Origin of the sequence: Desulfobulbus rhabdoformis, assembly GCF_016919065.1 — a bacterium.
In the GTDB taxonomy this organism is placed as follows: domain Bacteria; phylum Desulfobacterota; class Desulfobulbia; order Desulfobulbales; family Desulfobulbaceae; genus Desulfobulbus; species Desulfobulbus rhabdoformis.
In genome coordinates this window covers 1-16807 of the sequence record NZ_JAFFQA010000020.1, presented here as the reverse complement: position 1 = coordinate 16807, position 16807 = coordinate 1, and the positions used below count along the sequence as shown (strand labels likewise).

The 16807-nt window shown below is 50.4% G+C and carries 16 protein-coding genes; 11 read left to right on the top strand and 5 right to left on the bottom strand.

Annotation, left to right across the window (positions count from 1 at the left end; genetic code table 11):
* The first annotated feature begins 103 nt into the window (after window positions 1-103).
* The 8 genes from nuoH to JWJ90_RS11675 all read left to right on the top strand — a co-directional run bounded on the left by nuoH (window position 104) and on the right by JWJ90_RS11675 (window position 8529).
* Window positions 104-1072 (top strand): NADH-quinone oxidoreductase subunit NuoH, encoded by a 969-nt coding sequence (gene nuoH, locus JWJ90_RS11710; RefSeq protein WP_205227413.1) that lies wholly within the window; start codon window positions 104-106, stop codon window positions 1070-1072.
* A 23-nt stretch (window positions 1073-1095) separates the two neighbouring features.
* Window positions 1096-1734, top strand: coding sequence for a NuoI/complex I 23 kDa subunit family protein (locus JWJ90_RS11705; protein WP_205227412.1), 639 nt, complete (start codon window positions 1096-1098; stop codon window positions 1732-1734).
* A 15-nt stretch (window positions 1735-1749) separates the two neighbouring features.
* Window positions 1750-2331 (top strand): NADH-quinone oxidoreductase subunit J family protein, encoded by a 582-nt coding sequence (locus tag JWJ90_RS11700; protein ID WP_205227411.1) that lies wholly within the window; start codon window positions 1750-1752, stop codon window positions 2329-2331.
* Window positions 2328-2630 (top strand): NADH-quinone oxidoreductase subunit NuoK, encoded by a 303-nt coding sequence (gene nuoK / locus JWJ90_RS11695; RefSeq protein ID WP_205227410.1) that lies wholly within the window; start codon window positions 2328-2330, stop codon window positions 2628-2630. Before JWJ90_RS11700 ends, nuoK begins: the two co-directional genes overlap by 4 nt.
* A 3-nt stretch (window positions 2631-2633) precedes the next feature.
* Complete coding sequence (gene nuoL / locus JWJ90_RS11690; RefSeq protein WP_205227409.1) at window positions 2634-4556, top strand: NADH-quinone oxidoreductase subunit L; 1923 nt, start codon at window positions 2634-2636, stop codon at window positions 4554-4556.
* A 55-nt stretch (window positions 4557-4611) separates the two neighbouring features.
* Window positions 4612-6126, top strand: coding sequence for an NADH-quinone oxidoreductase subunit M (locus tag JWJ90_RS11685; RefSeq protein ID WP_205227408.1), 1515 nt, complete (start codon window positions 4612-4614; stop codon window positions 6124-6126).
* A gap of 49 nt (window positions 6127-6175) precedes the next feature.
* Complete coding sequence (locus JWJ90_RS11680; protein WP_205227407.1) at window positions 6176-7618, top strand: NADH-quinone oxidoreductase subunit N; 1443 nt, start codon at window positions 6176-6178, stop codon at window positions 7616-7618.
* A gap of 308 nt (window positions 7619-7926) precedes the next feature.
* Complete coding sequence (locus JWJ90_RS11675; RefSeq protein ID WP_205227406.1) at window positions 7927-8529, top strand: hypothetical protein; 603 nt, start codon at window positions 7927-7929, stop codon at window positions 8527-8529.
* Between the two features lie 125 nt (window positions 8530-8654).
* On the opposite strand, the gene JWJ90_RS11670 is transcribed toward JWJ90_RS11675, so the two are convergent.
* The 4 genes from JWJ90_RS11670 to cutA all read right to left on the bottom strand — a co-directional run bounded on the left by JWJ90_RS11670 (window position 8655) and on the right by cutA (window position 13152).
* Window positions 8655-10667, bottom strand: coding sequence for a DNA topoisomerase IV subunit A (locus tag JWJ90_RS11670; protein WP_205227405.1), 2013 nt, complete (start codon window positions 10665-10667; stop codon window positions 8655-8657).
* Window positions 10664-12496: a DNA topoisomerase IV subunit B gene (locus tag JWJ90_RS11665; RefSeq protein ID WP_205227404.1), complete on the bottom strand. Its 1833-nt coding sequence runs from the start codon at window positions 12494-12496 to the stop codon at window positions 10664-10666. The genes JWJ90_RS11670 and JWJ90_RS11665 overlap by 4 nt, the downstream gene beginning before the upstream one ends.
* A gap of 121 nt (window positions 12497-12617) precedes the next feature.
* Window positions 12618-12821, bottom strand: coding sequence for a hypothetical protein (locus JWJ90_RS11660; protein ID WP_205227403.1), 204 nt, complete (start codon window positions 12819-12821; stop codon window positions 12618-12620).
* A gap of 10 nt (window positions 12822-12831) precedes the next feature.
* On the bottom strand, window positions 12832-13152 hold the full coding sequence (gene cutA, locus JWJ90_RS11655; RefSeq protein WP_205227402.1) for a divalent-cation tolerance protein CutA: 321 nt from the start codon (window positions 13150-13152) through the stop codon (window positions 12832-12834).
* 147 nt (window positions 13153-13299) lie between these two features.
* Here cutA and JWJ90_RS11650 point away from each other — a divergent pair, with 147 nt between their 5' ends.
* Genes JWJ90_RS11650 through JWJ90_RS11640 form a run of 3 tightly spaced genes read left to right on the top strand, consistent with a single transcriptional unit; the run spans window position 13300 to window position 15765 of the window.
* Complete coding sequence (locus JWJ90_RS11650; protein ID WP_205227401.1) at window positions 13300-14124, top strand: type III pantothenate kinase; 825 nt, start codon at window positions 13300-13302, stop codon at window positions 14122-14124.
* A 27-nt stretch (window positions 14125-14151) separates the two neighbouring features.
* On the top strand, window positions 14152-15087 hold the full coding sequence (locus tag JWJ90_RS11645) for a S66 peptidase family protein (protein WP_205227400.1): 936 nt from the start codon (window positions 14152-14154) through the stop codon (window positions 15085-15087).
* Window positions 15088-15111: 24 nt separating this feature from the next.
* Window positions 15112-15765 carry a hypothetical protein gene (locus tag JWJ90_RS11640; RefSeq protein ID WP_205227399.1) on the top strand — a complete coding sequence of 218 codons (654 nt, stop codon included), beginning with the start codon at window positions 15112-15114 and terminating at the stop codon, window positions 15763-15765.
* 67 nt (window positions 15766-15832) lie between these two features.
* Here the strand turns inward: JWJ90_RS11640 and JWJ90_RS11635 are convergent, their stop codons facing one another.
* On the bottom strand, window positions 15833-16606 hold the full coding sequence (locus tag JWJ90_RS11635; protein WP_205227398.1) for a winged helix-turn-helix domain-containing protein: 774 nt from the start codon (window positions 16604-16606) through the stop codon (window positions 15833-15835).
* Window positions 16607-16807: the final 201 nt, after the last annotated feature.

The window sequence follows — 16807 nt, the reverse complement described above, 5'->3', positions numbered from 1 at the left end:
ACAGCGAGTAATGCGCTGTAGCTATTACCAGGTAGACCCATCGATACAGTTACCCAGAGTTGGCATCAACGCTTTCTCTGCGGCTTTATACAAGAGGAACCCAATGAATATCATTATGTTGCTGGTATGGATCCTGATCCTTTTTGCCGTGGTCATGCTCCATGTTGCCTATGCAACCTATTTTGAGCGGAAGATCATCGGTCACATGCAGGTGAGGGTAGGGCCAATGCGCGTTGGCTGGCATGGCCTGCTGCAACCCATCGCCGACGGCGTAAAGTCGTTTTTCAAGGAAGATATCATTCCCGAAAACGCCGACAAGCCGACCTTTCTCGCTGCTCCTATCATCTGCCTGGTTGCCATGATGACTTCCCTGGCGGTACTCCCTTTTGCCAAGGGGTGGGTCCTGGCAGATATTGACATCGGTCTGCTCTTTATCTTTGCCATGAGTTCGCTTGCCAGTTACGGCGTCGTTTTAGCCGGTTGGGCTTCCAATTCAAAGTACTCCTTTCTAGGGGGACTGCGCTCCATGGCCCAGGTGATCAGCTACGAGATTTCCATGGGGCTGAGTCTGGTTGGTGTTATGCTCATGGCTGGTTCCTTGAACCTCACCCAGATAGTTGAAGCCCAGGGTGACTCCTTTCTTGGCATGTACCTCATGCCCCAGTGCATCGGTTTTTTTGTCTTTTTTATCAGTATGCTCGCGGAAACCAACCGCGTGCCCTTTGATCTACCTGAGGCAGAGACCGAGCTGGTCAGTGGTTACTCCACAGAATACAGCGGTATGCGGTACGCCATATTCTTCATGGCTGAATATATCGGCATGATGGTCATGGCCTCCATCGCGACGATCTGCTACCTCGGTGGTTGGAACGGACCCTTTGAGGTTGCTTTGTTCCCGCCGTTCTGGTTCGTGCTCAAAGTCTATCTGTTCATGTTCCTCTTCATCTGGATTCGTGCCACCTTACCCCGGTATCGCTATGACCAGTTGATGGATCTGGGGTGGAAGTTACTCATCCCTCTGGCGCTTGCTAATATTGTCCTCACAGCCTGCTTTCGGGCTATCCTCGCCTAACGAAAGCAAGGGGGATCATTCGAATGTACGTTCAATACAAACCCAAACGCGGCTTACTAGGTACCATCTTTCAGGTCGAGATCCTGCAAGGCATGGCGCTGACCTTGAAGCGGCTCTTCTCCAAACCCATTACCCGTCAGTACCCTGATGTGAAGCCGGTCATTCGTCCTGGTTTTCGGGGACAACATGCTCTGGTTCGCGACCCTGAAACCGGGGACAGTAAGTGCATTGGCTGCATGCGTTGCGCCATGGCTTGTCCCTCGCGGTGCATCCGCATTCGCTCACACAAAGGCAAAGAACCCGGAGCAAAGCGAAAGATCGACTGCTACAGGATTGAGTCGCTTCGCTGTGTCTATTGCGGCTACTGCGAAGAGGTCTGCCCGGTCAATGCCATCGTCTTGACCGAGGTCTATGAATACGGTTCCTACGACCGACCTTCGCTCTACTTTACCCGGGAGCAGTTGTTGGCCAACTGGGATCGCTTTGTGGAAGAGAAGGGGGCGGATATGGAAAACTATGTCAATCCCTTCTGGCGGCCACGTGGTCTGGCTGAGGCTGATCTGCCTGCACCCAAACGGCTTTCGGTATCCGCCGAATGGCGTGGTGAAGAGCAGGTTGTAGGACGCAAATGGCAGCAGCAACAGGCTGCCCAACAAGACTGAGCGGAGAGGAAATCGATGTTTCTTCAATTGTTTTTCATATATTGCGCCCTCATGATCGTGGCCAGTGGTGTGCTTGCCATAAGTTTGCGCAACCCGGTCCACTGCGTGCTCATGGTTTTGGTGCTTTTCTTCCATATGGCTGGGCTCTACCTGACCCTCAACGCCGAGTTTCTGGCCGCAGTCCAGATCATTGTCTATGCCGGTGCGGTGCTTGTACTGTATCTTTTTGTGCTTTTCCTGGTCAATCTGCGCGAGGAATTGCACATTGATGCCTTTATCCCCAGTCCCTGGCTGGGACGAGGAATCGCCACAGGACTGGCGCTGGCACTTCTTGCGGTTTTACCCTCGTTCACTCCCGGAAGTAAAGGCCAGTGGAGTGTAGAAGCGGTGCGCGAGATGACACATACGGTTGTCATGGGACAGGAAATGTACTCAACTTACCTGTTGCCCTTTGAGATTGCCGGTCTGATATTGCTTGTTGCGCTTTTGGGCGGGCTGGTTCTTGCCCGGCGTGAAGAGAACAGTTTTGAAGCTCTCACCAAAGAGGCCATAAGCTCTGGCTGTGCGTGCACACAATCTAAGGAGGTGTCTCAATGATCCCCTTATCCTGGTACATGGCTCTGGCTGTGCTTCTCTTTTCGATAGGGGTTTGTGGTTTTCTGACCCGGCGCAACGTGATCATCATGTTTCTCTCACTTGAGCTGATGCTCAATGGAGTCAATCTGAATCTGGTGGCCCTGAGTTATTATATGGACTCCGTCCGTGGACAGGCCTTTACCTTTTTTATCATCACCGTTGCCGCCGCCGAGGCCGCCATTGGGCTGGGTATTGCCATTAGCCTCTATCGCTCTCGCCGGTCGGTCCACGTCGATTCTCTGAACCAACTTAAAGGATAAACTATGCCGGTCTCATTGCTTGCCATACCGCTTCTGCCGCTGTTGTCCTTCGTCCTGACCTTGCTTCTGGGTAAACGTATGGGGACCAGGGCGCACTGGCTGCCGATCATCACTGTGGTTTTGTCCTTTATTTGCGCACTTATTGCCTTCAATCGCGTACAACACGGCGAGATAATCAACCAGGACATCTACACCTGGATCAGCTCAGGGAGCCTCTCTGTATCCTTTGGTTTTCTGGTTGACCAACTGACTTCAGTGATGCTCATTGTTGTTACCAGTATTAGCTCACTGGTGCATATCTACTCTGTTGGCTATATGAAGGGAGAAGATGGCTATTACCGTTTTTTTGCCTACCTCAGCCTCTTTACCTTCTCCATGCTCATGCTGGTGCTTGGGAATAACTTTCTGCAGCTCTTTTTTGGCTGGGAGGCTGTTGGGCTTTCCTCCTACCTGCTGATCGGATTTTACTACAACAAAAAATCAGCCTCCGATGCGGGCAAAAAAGCCTTCATCGTCAACCGTTTTGGTGATTTTGGTTTCATTCTCGGGCTTTTTCTTGTCTTCACCCAGTTTGGCAGCCTCCATTATGCTGAGGTCTTTTCTCAGGTCTCCCTGTTAGAGGGACAATCCGTTTCCCTCTTAGGCCTGCAGATTGCCATGCCCACCATGATTGCGTTCCTGCTCTTTTGTGGTGCTATTGGTAAATCGGCTCAAATTCCCTTGCATGTCTGGTTGCCGGACGCGATGGAAGGGCCTACACCGGTTTCGGCACTCATTCATGCTGCAACCATGGTTACTGCGGGTGTGTTTTTGATCGCACGCTGTCATCCGATCTTTGAGCTTTCGCATGCGGTTTTGAACCTGATCACTATTCTCGCAGCCATCACCACCCTGTTTGCAGCCACCATTGCCCTGGTGCAGACGGATATCAAACGGGTCGTCGCCTATTCAACCGTCAGCCAGCTGGCCTACATGTTTATTGGCTGTGGTGTCGGCGCCTATTCAGCGGGTGTCTTTCACCTTTTTACCCATGCGTACTTCAAGGCGCTTCTCTTCTTGGGCTGTGGCTCGGTTATTTTAGGGATGCACCATGAGCAGGATGTGAGCTCAATGGGTGGCTTGAAATCGAAAATGCCCATCACTTACTGGACTTTTCTTCTGGCTTCGCTGTCTATCTCGGGCATTCCGGGGCTTGCTGGCTTTTTCAGTAAGGATGAGATCCTGCTGATGGCCTTTAATTCAGAGCTTGCCTCGGGTAAGTTTGCCTGGTTTATCGGCACACTGGTCGCTTTCATGACCGCCTTCTATTCCTTCCGCCTGTTTTTTCTCATCTTTCACGGCGAGTTCCGTGGCACAGAACATCAGCGCGAACATCTGCACGAATCACCGGCCGTGGTTACTATTCCGCTCATTCTTCTGGCAGTTGGTGCGGTCGCCTCGGGTTGGTTCGGTGTTCCTGCCATCCTTGGCGGTGAAAATCACTGGGCTCACTTTCTCGAGCCGGTGTTAGGCCATCCCCATGTGCATGTGACCCATACCACCGAGGCCATTTTGATGGCCACTTCCATTATGGCGGGTATCCTTGGTATTGGCCTTGCCTTTTTTATGTACCGGTTGCAGCCTCAGATCCCTGGTGCAATCGCTACCCGTTTTTCCGGTATCTATCAGCTGCTCCTCAATAAATACTATGTGGACGAGTTCTACATCAAAACCATTGTTGAACCAACGCTTGCTTTCAGCCGTGCGGTCATCCTGAAAGTGATCGATACCTCCATTATCGAAGGAGCGGTCAACGGGATCCCCCGTGCAATCGGTAAAGGTTCACAGCAACTGCGTAAAATTCAGGATGGTCAGGTTTCTCATTACCTTGCCTGGATGGGAGGCGGTGCTTTAGTGGTACTTGTCATTTTGCTGGTTGGCAAATAACGGACTCACCATGAGAACCCGAACCAAACAACTCAACAATGTGGAAGTGTAAACGATGTCCATACCTTTACTCAGCACTCTGATCTTTTTTCCGATCCTTGGCGGTCTGTCGTTACTGGTTATTCCACGGCAACAAACTGCAACCATTCGGACGATGGCGCTGTTGATTAGCTTGATAGAACTTTGCCTCACTCTTCCTGTGGCGCTTATGTTTGACAAGAGTACCGCCAGCATGCAGTTCGTCGAAAATCATCCCTGGATCGCTTCGTTACATATTAACTATACCTTAGGAATCGACGGTATATCTGTCCTCTTTTTGCTGTTAACCGGGGTTATTATCGTTTTATCGATTCTGGTCTCCTGGGAATCGATAATAACCAAGGTCCAGGAATTCTTTATTGCCATGCTCCTCCTGGAAGGCGCCATGATGGGGGTCTTCTGTGCCACGGATCTCTTTTTGTTCTATATCTTCTGGGAAGCCATGCTCATACCGATGTTTCTTATCATCGGTATCTGGGGTGGCCCCAACCGGATCTACGCAACGATCAAATTCTTTCTCTATACCCTGGTGGGCAGCCTTCTCATGCTGGTCGGTATTATCCTCCTCTACCAAAACGGGGGCCATACCTTCGATTTGATCCAGCTTGCCGGACAACAGTATTCACTGAAACTGCAGCTGATACTTTTCTGGGCCTTTTTTGCTGCATTTGCCGTTAAAGTGCCCATGTGGCCTGTGCATACCTGGCTTCCGGATGCCCATACTGAGGCCCCGGCTGCAGGTTCAGTCATCCTTGCCGGTGTACTGATCAAGATGGGGGCCTATGGTTTTCTGCGTTTCTCTTTGCCCATTTTGCCCCAGGCCACCCAAAAAATGATGATGCCCATGCTGGTTATCTCAGTCATCGCCATCGTGTATGGGGCTATCATTTGCCTTGCGCAGAAAGATCTCAAACGACTCATTGCCTACTCCTCTGTCAGTCATATGGGCTTTGTTACCCTGGGCCTCTTTGCTCTCAATCAGCGTGGTCTTGAAGGCGCTATCCTTCAGATGATTAATCATGGTGTGGTCACCGGTGCGCTCTTCCTGGCAATCGGCATGATCTACGAGCGGACCCATACCCGACAAATTGCTGATTACAGTGGACTGGCTTCCACCATGCCGGTCTTTGCTGGATTTTTTCTCCTTTTTACTTTGGCCGCAGTTGGGCTGCCCGGGACCAATGGATTCATAGGTGAATTTCTCATTCTCCTTGGTGGTTTTGAACGGGAACCCTGGGTAACGGTTATTTCCGCCTCCGGCTTGATACTTGGTGCCTGGTATATGCTTTGGCTCTATCAGCGTATTTTTTTCAATGAGGTGAAAGAGTCCATGCAGGGGTTGACGCAGCTTAACCTACGTGAGATCTGTACGTTGGTTCCCATGGTTATATTGATTTTCTGGATTGGTCTCTATCCCAATGCGCTTTTAAGCTTTATGCACACCTCGGTGTCTCATCTGATTGAGCAGGTTCAGGGAGGAGCCACTCTGGCTGGCCCAGTCCTCTCCACCGCTGGATCGCTTATCCCGTAAGCGATACACATCAATTGAATTCTGCACACTGTGAATAAGGAGCAATAGAATGACAACAGCGGCTATACAATGGACCGCAATGGCACCCATACTTCCGGAGTTGTTTTTGGTTGGTGTCGCGGTCATGCTGATCGGGTTTGACCTTTTTTTACCCAGGCAGAGGCAACTGCTGCCCTGGATGACCGTGGTCGGAGCCCTGGCAGCTCTGGGCATGGTCCTTGGAGCACAGCCTGGGGAAGGTTTTGGTGGCATGTTCGTTATTGACGGCTACGCAACTATCTTTAAAATAATCTGTCTTGGGGCAGTGATAATTACCACCCTGATGAGTGAGCATTTTCTCCGCATCATCAACCTCAGGCAGGGGGAGTACTACTCGCTTCTGGTTCTTTCGTTGGTTGGCATGCTGCTCATGGCCTCAGCTGGTGATCTTATGGTGCTCTACCTGGGGTTGGAACTGATGGCTCTCCCCATCTATGCCCTGGTAGGACTACATAAAAAAGACGGTCGTACCAGTGAGGCCGCTATCAAATATTTCCTCATGGGTGGCTTTGCCTCAGCCCTGCTCCTCTTTGGTCTCTCTCTCTTTTACGGCCTCTCAGGCACCACCAACATTGCAGCTATCTCGGAGCTGCTCTCCTCTGGCGATCTGGTGGCCAGCCCGGTTTTCTTGGCTGCACTAGGGCTCATTATTGCGGGCTTTTCTTTTAAAGTTGCCGCTGCACCCTTTCATCTGTGGACACCTGATGTGTATGAAGGAGCCCCAACCCTGGTGACCGCCTTTATGTCGGTTGGTCCGAAGGCGGCCGGTTTTGCCATCTTTGGGCGGGTCGTTTTTTTAGGCTTTGCCGATCTCCAACCGCACTGGGCACCTGTTCTTGCCTTTATGGCCATTTTGACCATGGGTATAGGTAATATCACCGCTTTGAGTCAAACAAGCTTGAAGCGCATGTTGGCCTATTCTTCGGTAGCTCACGCAGGCTATGCTCTGCTTGGGCTTCTTGCCGGTACAGCTGAGGGGATGGCTGCAACCATGACCTACCTGGTTGTCTACCTGTTTATGAATCTTGGTGCCTTTGCTATTCTTATGGCCCTGGCACAACCTGGGCGGCGCTGTGAGTCGCTTGAAGACTGTAAGGGCCTTGCTACACGCAGTCCGCTTGCCGCTGCCCTGATGTTAATCTTTCTTTTCAGTCTGACTGGCATCCCGCCGACGGGTGGGTTTATCGGAAAATTTTATCTGTTAAAATCTGCCTTTATGGCTGGTTATAGCTTGACTGTTGTGGCTGCAGTTATTTTTTCTGCCATCTCCGCGTACTTTTATCTTCGCGTTGTCCGTTATATGTACATGGATGATCCACAGGAGAGTACTCCTGTTGTTCTGGTACCGGGAATGAAGGCCGCCCTCTACCTCTGCGCTCTTGGTGTTCTTGGCCTGGGATTTTTTCCGGGCTCACTGTTGCAGTGGACCCTGTCTGCTTTAAGCGGAATGTAAAACCTGCTCACGGATTAAGGTAAAAAATGAGATAGATGCATACAGCAGTCTCTATCTCACGAGGTTTTTGTATTAAAAAATCCGATATGCACATGGTGTATATCGGATTTTTTTGTATTCATTCCAGTTGCTAAGCACTCCCGACACTGCTATGTTAAGCGTCTGTTAAGATTCATACTCAATAGCTTGAATTTTCCAGATGAAAAAAAAACGGATTTCTTCTGTGGCATCCCCATAACGGGGGCAGGCGTGCGACTACGCAATCAGCAACCAGTCAAAAATACAATTTTTCTGAAGGTGGACGATTTATGAACAACAAAAATATTTTTGCTCTTTGTGCCGTTACGGCTTGTGTGGCAAGCCTTATACCGGCTGCGGCTGTCCAGGCATCCTCCAGTGGTGAGGCACGGGTAGGTGCAGTCTTGCAGGTTCCCTTTGGTCTTGATGGCGGTGGTTTTGATATCGCCAACCTTCGTCTTGGAGCTGTCTGTCAGCTCGCAGAAGTAGAGGACGATTCTGCCACTGATGATGGTGACCGTGCCTATGGTGCTGAATTAGGCGTCTATGTCGAGCCCCTTGGCGGCTGGAATGTCTCCGGTGAATTGCTGGCTTTTTACGGGACCACCGATATTCAGGGTGCAGTGGGTATGGGATATGACATGGCCGATGGAATATTTGCCGATGTCAAGTTAATGGCCCCGTATTCAGAAATTGGTGTGCGGTTTCTCGGGCCACTTGAGATCTATGGTGGTTTGAGGACCTTGGGGGATTTTGACCCGGATAACTATCGGACACCAGCCCCTGCCGAAGGACCAGTGTATGAAGGACCAGATTTTGCTGAAGTCCCAATCTATGAAGGGTCTGCAGGATTCTCTATGTCATCCATTTACCCAGCAGTTGAAGTTGATTGATGTAGATTAAGATTTTTTTTTGTAAATGCGTAGGCAGGTGGGCTGGGCTCTGTATGCCTATAAAAGATAGTCATATTTAGAGAGAGTAGGGGGGTACGTCTGTTTTACCCACCCTACTATCTGCTTTACTCTTCCTTTTTCTCCCCGTTCCCACCTGCAAACCCCGGCAGCCCCATCGGGCTGATTGGTTCTTTTCTTGGTGTGCCGGTAATATCCGTTACCCGGCGTACACTTCGATTGGCCACGCGCTTTCCTTTGGCCCCCACACCTTTAATCAGACAGTCGTCAAATTCCAATTCGATGGCGTTGTATTTTGCCCGCGATGAAGGTGCCAGGCTCACACGAGCACGGACTTCCTTATCACCGACGACTAAAAGCAAAATAGCTGAACGTTTATGCTCATCAAAGAGGCGGTATTCCCGATTCAAAATGAACTTGGGGGTGGTAAAACGCTTTATATAGGCTAAGTTTTCCAACCCGTGTCGGTAGATCAGGTTAAAGGTGAGTTTGTTGTCCACCACGCCCATCCAGTAGAGCTCCTTGCCCACAAAAAGTTTGTCCGTCACCGGCACTACCTTGTAGAGCCCGTCCTTGAAAATCAGGAGGATACGGTCATATTCAGAGCAGTTGAGCTCCATATCCTTCTTATTGTTTTCAGCTTTCACCTTATGGCCGATAAAGCCTGTTTCCTGGTGATACCCAAGGGTCAGGTTTGCTGCGGCCGCTGCCCGCGCATCCACCTCGTCAAAGGCCTTGAGCTGAGACTTTCGAGGAAAGTCATCGCGGTATTTTTCAAGGAGTCCCTCAAGATAGTTCACCGTATAGGCCACCATATCCTTGAGGTGCTTTTTAATTTTGCGAATATTTTTCTCAATATCGCGCAACTCTTTCTGCTGGCGGTTTATATCGTAGCGGGAGATGCGGCGAATTTTAATTTCCAGTAACCGCTCAACATCTTCAAGCGTGACCTCGCGCTTGAATTCACCGGCGAAGGGCTCAAGGGCGGTAATAACCGTTTGTTGGACTTCTTTGTAATCTGTTTTTTCCTCAATCTGTTTATAGAGCCGCTCTTCAATAAATATCTGTTCCAGTTTGCGGGCATGCCATTTGTCCTCCAGGCGTCCGAGCTCAATGCGCAGCTCTTTTTCCAGATTGGCGAGCAAGCGGTCGGTGTTGCGTTGAAGAACCTCTTCAACCTCCATCTGCCGGGGCATGTTATCGGCGATGGTGACCAGGTTCGGTGAGACTGAAAGCTCGCAATCGGTAAAGGCATAGAGGGCGTCAATGGTCTCCTCAGCCATGATACCGCGGGCGAGTTTGATTTCGACCTCTACTTTTTCAGCCGTGTAATCGTTGATCGACGATATTTTGAGTTTACCCGCCTTAGCCGCCTTTTCCACCGAATCAATCAGGCCCTGGGTGGTGATGTTGTACGGGAGCTCGGTGATGACGATAGTCTTGTTGTCGGGCTGCTCCATCTTCACCCGACAACGAAGACGACCGTTGCCATGGTCATAATCAGAGACATCGATGATGCCGCCCCTGGGAAAATCAGGGTAAAGGGTTATCTCTTTTTCCTGCAGATAGTCGACCTGCGCCTGCAACAACTCAATGAGATTATGGGGCATGATTTTGGTCGCCATCCCCACTGCAATACCTTCTGCCCCACTTAAGAGCAGCAGCGGTATCTTGGCGGGTAAACGCACCGGTTCCTGCATACGTCCGTCATAGGAGTCAACAAACTCTGTCAGGTCCTTATTAAAGAGGGTGGTGCGGGCAAGCGGCGATAGGCGGCATTCGATATACCTGGGCGCAGAGGCTGAATCACCGGTAAAGATGTTACCAAAGTTCCCCTGGCGATCGATCAAATACCCCTTGTTGGCAAGGTTCACCAGTGCATCAAATATGGATTGATCACCGTGGGGATGGAGTTTCATGGTCTCGCCAACCACGTTGGCTACCTTGTGGAAACGGCCATCATCCATGTTGTGCAGCGTTTGAAGTATGCGCCGCTGTACAGGCTTGAGCCCATCATCCACATCCGGAATGGCGCGCTCGCGGACAACGTAGGAGGTATAATCAAGGAAGTTGGCGTCAAAGAGCTGGTGCAGTTTGCCGCGTTCGGTTGTTTCGCTCATTCGGGACTCACAATAAGATGATCCATAATATATTGTTTTCGCTCCGGAGTGTTTTTACCCATGTAAAATTTGAGGACGCGGCTGACCTCACTTAAAGAATCGAGGCGTACTTGTTTAATGCGCATATCCTCCCCGATAAACTGCTTGAATTCGGCGGGAGAAATTTCGCCCAACCCTTTAAAACGGGTGGTTTCAACAGCTCGATCTGACTTACTTTTGGCCTTGAGGGTTTTAAAGGCTTTGTCCATATCCTCATCCGAGTAGCAGTAAATCGTCTGTTGCTTGTTGCGCACTCGAAAGATGGGCGTTTCGAGAATGTAGATATGTTCTTTTTTTAAAAGCGACTCAAAATAGTGCAGAAAAAAGGTCAGCAACAGGTTTCTGATATGCAGACCATCCACATCGGCATCGGTTGCTATGATCACCTTATCAAAACGCAGATCGGCAATGGACTCTTCGATATTCAGCGCCTGCATCAGCGAGTACATCTCTTCGTTTTTGTAGAGCACATCCAGCCGTTGACCCAAGACATTCATCGGCTTGCCCTTGAGGCTGAAGACGGCCTGGGTCATGGGATCGCGGGCACTGACAATGGAACCGGCAGCCGACTGTCCCTCAGTGATAAAGAGCATGTTTTCCCGGCCAGGTTTGGATGCCTGCCCACGCGAAGGGTGATATTTACAGTCCTTGAGTTGGGGAATCTTAAAGGCGATCCTTTTGGCCTTGGCCTTGGCATCACGCCGAACGGACTGCAACTCACGCCGAACCCGTTCGTTGCGCTGCACCTTGTCCACCAGGATCTCAGCTGCCTCAGGATACTTGTAAAGGTGGGTAGCCACCGCATCTTTGACCGCATTGACAATGGGACCGCGAACATCGGTGTTGCCCAGTTTATTTTTGGTCTGGGATTCAAACACGGGTTCCTGTACTTTGACGGCGAGAATGCCAACGATCCCGTCACGGACATCCTGACCAGTGAATTTTTTGCCGGTGAACTCATTCACCCCTTTGAGGATACCTTCGCGAAAGGCGGAGAGATGGGTGCCGCCCTCAGAGGTGTAGGTGCCATTGACAAAAGAGAAGTAGGATTCTCCGTAGTCATCTGTGTGGCTGAAGGCAAACTCCAGTGCTGTATCCTTAAAATGAATCGGGGGATACATGGAGTTGTTGCTGACTTCACGGTCCAGCAGGTCCAACAGTCCGTTTTTTGATAAAAAGACCGTCCCGTCAAGGTTCAGGGTTAAACCGGCATTGAGATAGGCGTAGCGCCAGAGTCGCTGATCCACATAGTCTGGATCAAATTTAAAACCAGGAAAGCTGTTTGCGTCTGGCTGAAAAACAACCTGGGTCCCATTTTTTTCTTCGGTGTCGCCTTCTTCCTCCTCAGCCAGTTCCCCTTTGACAAATTTTGCAGTCTTATATTTGCCATCACGAAAGGCGGTGACCGTGAAAAAGGAGGAGAGGGCATTGACCGCCTTGGTGCCCACACCGTTGAGGCCAACAGAAAATTGAAAGACCTCGGTGTTGTATTTAGCCCCTGTGTTGATGATGGAGACGCACTCCACAACCTTGCCTAAAGGGATGCCGCGACCGTAGTCACGTACCCGGCAACAGCCGTCTTCACTGACAGAGACCTCGACCTTTTTACCGTGGCCCATGATGAACTCATCCACCGCGTTATCCAGGACTTCTTTCAACAAAATGTAAATGCCATCATCTGGATGGGAACCGTTGCCCAGGCGGCCAATATACATGCCTGGCCGTTTGCGGATATGTTCCAGTGAACTCAGAGTTTTGATCTTGGATTCGTCGTACTGGTGTTCGGTCATAGGTATGTGAGGGGGAAAAAGAAAATAAGGATGTAAGGTTTACTAGCAGGTTATGGAACAAAGGTAAATGAGTCATTTTCAGTGAGGCAAATTACGACGGAAGCCGGAGTGTCCTTAAGCCTCACTCCATCATATGCACCCGTTCGCAATCCGGGCAGATCCAGGTAGGACCATTACTCATGCCCCATTTATTTTCTTCAAAACACTCCGGGCAGATCTGAAAACCGCAGGTGCAGTTCCAGCAAAAGGGTTTTTCCTGTTTGCAGCAGTGGCAGCGAAATTCCTTGCGGCGCCTCCGCCGTGGCTTGGGCCGTTTGTTCTCCATCAGTTTTCTCCTAAACCTCTTTAAGCTCCCGTTTGAGCCAGTCTCCATAGGCCGCTGAAGCGGCAACAATTGGTGTTGCCAGAATTTCAGGAACATCGTAGGGGTGAGTCGTTGTAATTGCCTCTTCCAACTCTGCAAAAAGGCTGTGGTGACTTTTCATGGTACAAACAACTTCATGTTCCTCTTCAATCTTTCCCTGCCAGTGAAATCTGGACGCACAGGGGCTGAGTTGAACACAGGCGACAAGTCGTTGTTCGAGCAAGGTGGAGGCCAAAACTTCGGCTGATTTTTGATCGGGCAGGGTTGTGACCACTTGAATAAAGGGGAGCATAGCGCATACCTCTTGTCAGGCTGGAATATTTTTATAAAGTGGACTATCTTACCAGTGCTTTTCAAAAAAACAAACCACAGCGTATTCTCTCATCCGTTAGGGGCATGGCATGACCGTGACGGGGACTAATCCAAAACAGGTGATTCTATGCTCTTTGCAGTCGACGTCGGTAACTCTCATACAGTAAGCGGTATTTTTGAGAAAGGCGAGTTGGTCGGGAGTTGGCGGCTTCAGTCGCGTCAGGATCGAACCGCCGATGAACTGGCCATACGGTATCATGGTTTGTTTCAAATGGCAGGAATTGATCCCCGAAGAATCACAGGCTTTGTTGTTGCCTCTGTCGTGCCGACAATGGAAACCAGCTGGTTGCATTTTGCGCGGAGCTATCTCAAAAAAATACGCCAGCCCCCCCTGGCCGTGACAAACGAACTCAAACTGGGGATGCGGGTCGGTACGGAAAACCCGGTCGAGGTCGGGGCCGATCGTATTGTCAATGCCGTCGCTGCCTGGGATATATTCCAGGAGCCCCTGATCGTCATTGATTTTGGTACGGCTATCACCTTTGACTGTGTCAACGGCGAACCTGCCTACATTGGTGGAACCATCCACCCAGGCATTGGTATCTCTCTGGATGCGCTTGCCTTCCGCACTGCTAAATTACCCAGGCTCGATATCGATGTGACCCCGGAACAACCGATTGGCACTTCCACGGTCAAGGCCATACATTCCGGTACACTCTATGGTTTCGGGGGGCTCGTGGACCGGATGGTGGAGGTACTCAGTAAGCAACTGACACCCAATCAGGAGCGAGCCAAAACCATTGCCACTGGTGGAATGGCAAGTCTTATCAGCCCTTATACCACCACTATTGATCGAATTGATCAACAGCTGACGTTAACAGGGCTGCAGCTCATTTATCGGCTTAACTGCAGGGGCAAAAATGGTGAATCCCCCAAGGATAGTCAGAAATGATGCTGTTGACTGTTAAGCAGGCACACCATGACTGAACAACCTCTTTGCCCTCCCTGGCTCCGGCGTGGCCAGACCATTGGCTTGTTTTGTCCAGCAGGTCCGGTTCGGGATCCGGAACGACTGCAGGCGGGTATGCAGAAAATCCATGATTTGGGTTTTGCCACAAAAATTTGTGGGCCAACGCTTCCTCATGATGGCTATCTGGCTGCTGACGATACCCTGCGTGCCTCCAGCCTGCATACGCTCTGGAACGATGAAGAGGTTAAGGCTATCCTGGCAATTCGGGGAGGTTTTGGTTGCATGCGAATCCTGTCGCAGCTTGACTGGGAACTCTTTGGGCGCTCACCGAAATGGTTGGTTGGATTTAGCGATGTCACTGTCTTATTGCAGGGGCTCTTGAAAAAGGCGAATCTGGTTTCTCTGCACGGAGCTGTGGCCACCTCTCTGATGCAATCTGATGAGGCAAGTATTCATTCACTGTTCGCCTTTTTGACCGGATCTTTTGAAACGCGGGTTAAAGTACAAGGGCTCGAAATTTTACGTGGCGGAATAGGGCAAGGGCGTCTGGTTGGTGGCAACTTAACGACATTGGTGCACCTGCTGGCAACACCTTATGAGCTTGATTGGACAGAACATATTCTTTTTATTGAAGATACCAATGAGCCGCTCTACCGTCTCGATCGTCTGTTGACCCAACTGGCCTTAAGTGGCAAGCTGAAGCAACTCGGTGGCCTTATACTTGGTGAGTTCGATCAGGGAGAAGATTCTCTGAACAACCTGCGCCTGCAAGAGGCCGTATGGCAACGGGTGATGGAGCTGGCGGGGCCCAATTTCCCGGTCTGGGCAGGATTTCCCTTGGGGCATCGCCAGCGAAATATTGCTTTGCCCGTTGGGCTGGAGGCTGTAATGGATTCTTCCGCAGGCATTCTTGAACTCAACCCATCTTCTGTGACAACCGTATAAGGGGCAAGGGAAGGAACCAGCGCTATGGTAAAACGATTTTTGCTCACCGTTGTTGGCGTACTTGCGCTTCCCGCGCTCTGTGTTGCCCTGTTGTTGCCCCTGTTGCTCGTGCAGGAGCAGTTGCCCTCACCGTATTTTGAGCAGGTAGCCTGCGGTTGGCTTGCCTGTATTCTTCTCCTGCTGATTGTGCTCGGTAACAGCATGCTCAAGCGTATCTGGTGTCTGCGCGGTAAAGATGTGCTCACTTCGGAGGAACAATTACGACACCGGCTTTTGGAAATACGGACAATGAACTGTCCGGTGAGTGCGGTGGAAAAGCGTGGCAAAGTTATCTTGAGCTGGCGCTACGATGATATTGCCTGGTGTGGGATGATGAGCCGAATGGGGATGGAGAGGCTCTATGAACTTCGCTGCCGTATAGATGCAACCACACGTACGGTGTATCTGATTGATCGAGAACGCTCGATTGATTTTCTCGTCTGCCCGGATAGAGTAAAGACCGGTTTTGCTCGAATCTGCCTGCCTTTTTTACGAACCAGCAGTTTACATCTGAAAAGTATTGATCAGTACAACAGCCTGCAGCCACACGATTATGATTTTGTCGTGGCCGAGATTAAGGCTCCTGTGATTGGGACCATTGTGAACAGTGGTTGGAATGTACGTTTCAGCCTCTTCTAGAGGGACCCTAGCATCAAGCAAACAGGCGAGAAAACGAAATATTGAGTGGTCTTTGGCTGCACAGAGCTTATTGCTCTGCGGCGAAAAGATAGCCGGTGCCCCGAACCGTTTTTATCATTGAGCTGAGATTGGGGTAATCGGCTATTTTCGATCGTATACGGGCAATATACATATCAATGGAACGGTCATAGCCATTGTACTCAATGCCGAACACCGCCCGATAAAGCTGATCCCTGTCAAGCGTTGTACAGGCATTTTTAGCTAGGTACCAGAGCAGGTCGAATTCCCGGGAGGTAAAAGGAATTTCCTGGCCCAGGTAACTGGCCCGACGTAACCCCTGGTTTATCTCCAGACCGTTAAAGAGCAAATTGGCTGGGATTGCACGCTGCTGATTACGGCGAAAGAGTGCACGAATACGCGCTGCAAGAAGAAGATGGTTCATTGGTTTGATCAAAAGATCATCTACTCCCTGTTCGTAGAGCAGAACCTGAAGCATTTCATCAATCTCACCAATAAGGAGCATGAGTAAACCTGTATAAACCGTGCGAATTTTAGGCAGGGTCGAGAGTTCTTCCAGCGAGAAGTGATCAAAATCGAGGATGACCAGCTCCGCCTCAGGTTGAGGGAGTTCAGCCAGGCAATCGTTTTCCTTTTTGGCCAGTCGTATGGAAAACTCTTCCTTCATCAGGTCTTCAACCAACGGTTGATTAGCCTTCGGGGCCTCTGTGAGAAAGAGGATCAAACGATGTCCGTCTTTGGCTCGATGTGACGCAGGCATGGGCTGGGATATGACACTCTTCGCACTTGATGAATCGTATTGGCTGGTACTGACGCTTACCATGGGAGTACCTTAAAAGAGAAACTCTCTTCTTTAGCGGATAACTTTGAGCGTTTGCTTGTAAAGCCTTGGCAAAGCCTGGGTTTACGGGTTGTGGAACACGCCTAGCCGCAAAGCCTTGCCTGGTGGGCGCTCGCGAGCGGTGCCGATTTTGGCGTGTGCCCACAGGTATTGCACTTATTTTTCGAGGGTCTTTATGCCAAA

Bases quoted from the DNA above. Each gene is read 5' to 3' on its own strand.
- nuoH (WP_205227413.1), top strand. From the start codon at position 104: ATGAATATCATTATGTTGCTGGTATGGATCCTGATCCTTTTTGCCGTG.
- JWJ90_RS11680 (WP_205227407.1), top strand. From the start codon at position 6,176: ATGACAACAGCGGCTATACAATGGACCGCAATGGCACCCATACTTCCG.
- JWJ90_RS11700 (WP_205227411.1), top strand. From the start codon at position 1,750: ATGTTTCTTCAATTGTTTTTCATATATTGCGCCCTCATGATCGTGGCC.
- JWJ90_RS11635 (WP_205227398.1), bottom strand. From the start codon at position 16,606: ATGGTAAGCGTCAGTACCAGCCAATACGATTCATCAAGTGCGAAGAGT.
- JWJ90_RS11705 (WP_205227412.1), top strand. From the start codon at position 1,096: ATGTACGTTCAATACAAACCCAAACGCGGCTTACTAGGTACCATCTTT.
- cutA (WP_205227402.1), bottom strand. From the start codon at position 13,152: ATGCTCCCCTTTATTCAAGTGGTCACAACCCTGCCCGATCAAAAATCA.
- JWJ90_RS11675 (WP_205227406.1), top strand. From the start codon at position 7,927: ATGAACAACAAAAATATTTTTGCTCTTTGTGCCGTTACGGCTTGTGTG.
- JWJ90_RS11670 (WP_205227405.1), bottom strand. From the start codon at position 10,667: ATGAGCGAAACAACCGAACGCGGCAAACTGCACCAGCTCTTTGACGCC.
- JWJ90_RS11640 (WP_205227399.1), top strand. From the start codon at position 15,112: ATGGTAAAACGATTTTTGCTCACCGTTGTTGGCGTACTTGCGCTTCCC.
- JWJ90_RS11645 (WP_205227400.1), top strand. From the start codon at position 14,152: ATGACTGAACAACCTCTTTGCCCTCCCTGGCTCCGGCGTGGCCAGACC.
- nuoK (WP_205227410.1), top strand. From the start codon at position 2,328: ATGATCCCCTTATCCTGGTACATGGCTCTGGCTGTGCTTCTCTTTTCG.
- JWJ90_RS11685 (WP_205227408.1), top strand. From the start codon at position 4,612: ATGTCCATACCTTTACTCAGCACTCTGATCTTTTTTCCGATCCTTGGC.
- JWJ90_RS11660 (WP_205227403.1), bottom strand. From the start codon at position 12,821: ATGGAGAACAAACGGCCCAAGCCACGGCGGAGGCGCCGCAAGGAATTT.
- JWJ90_RS11650 (WP_205227401.1), top strand. From the start codon at position 13,300: ATGCTCTTTGCAGTCGACGTCGGTAACTCTCATACAGTAAGCGGTATT.
- nuoL (WP_205227409.1), top strand. From the start codon at position 2,634: ATGCCGGTCTCATTGCTTGCCATACCGCTTCTGCCGCTGTTGTCCTTC.
- JWJ90_RS11665 (WP_205227404.1), bottom strand. From the start codon at position 12,496: ATGACCGAACACCAGTACGACGAATCCAAGATCAAAACTCTGAGTTCA.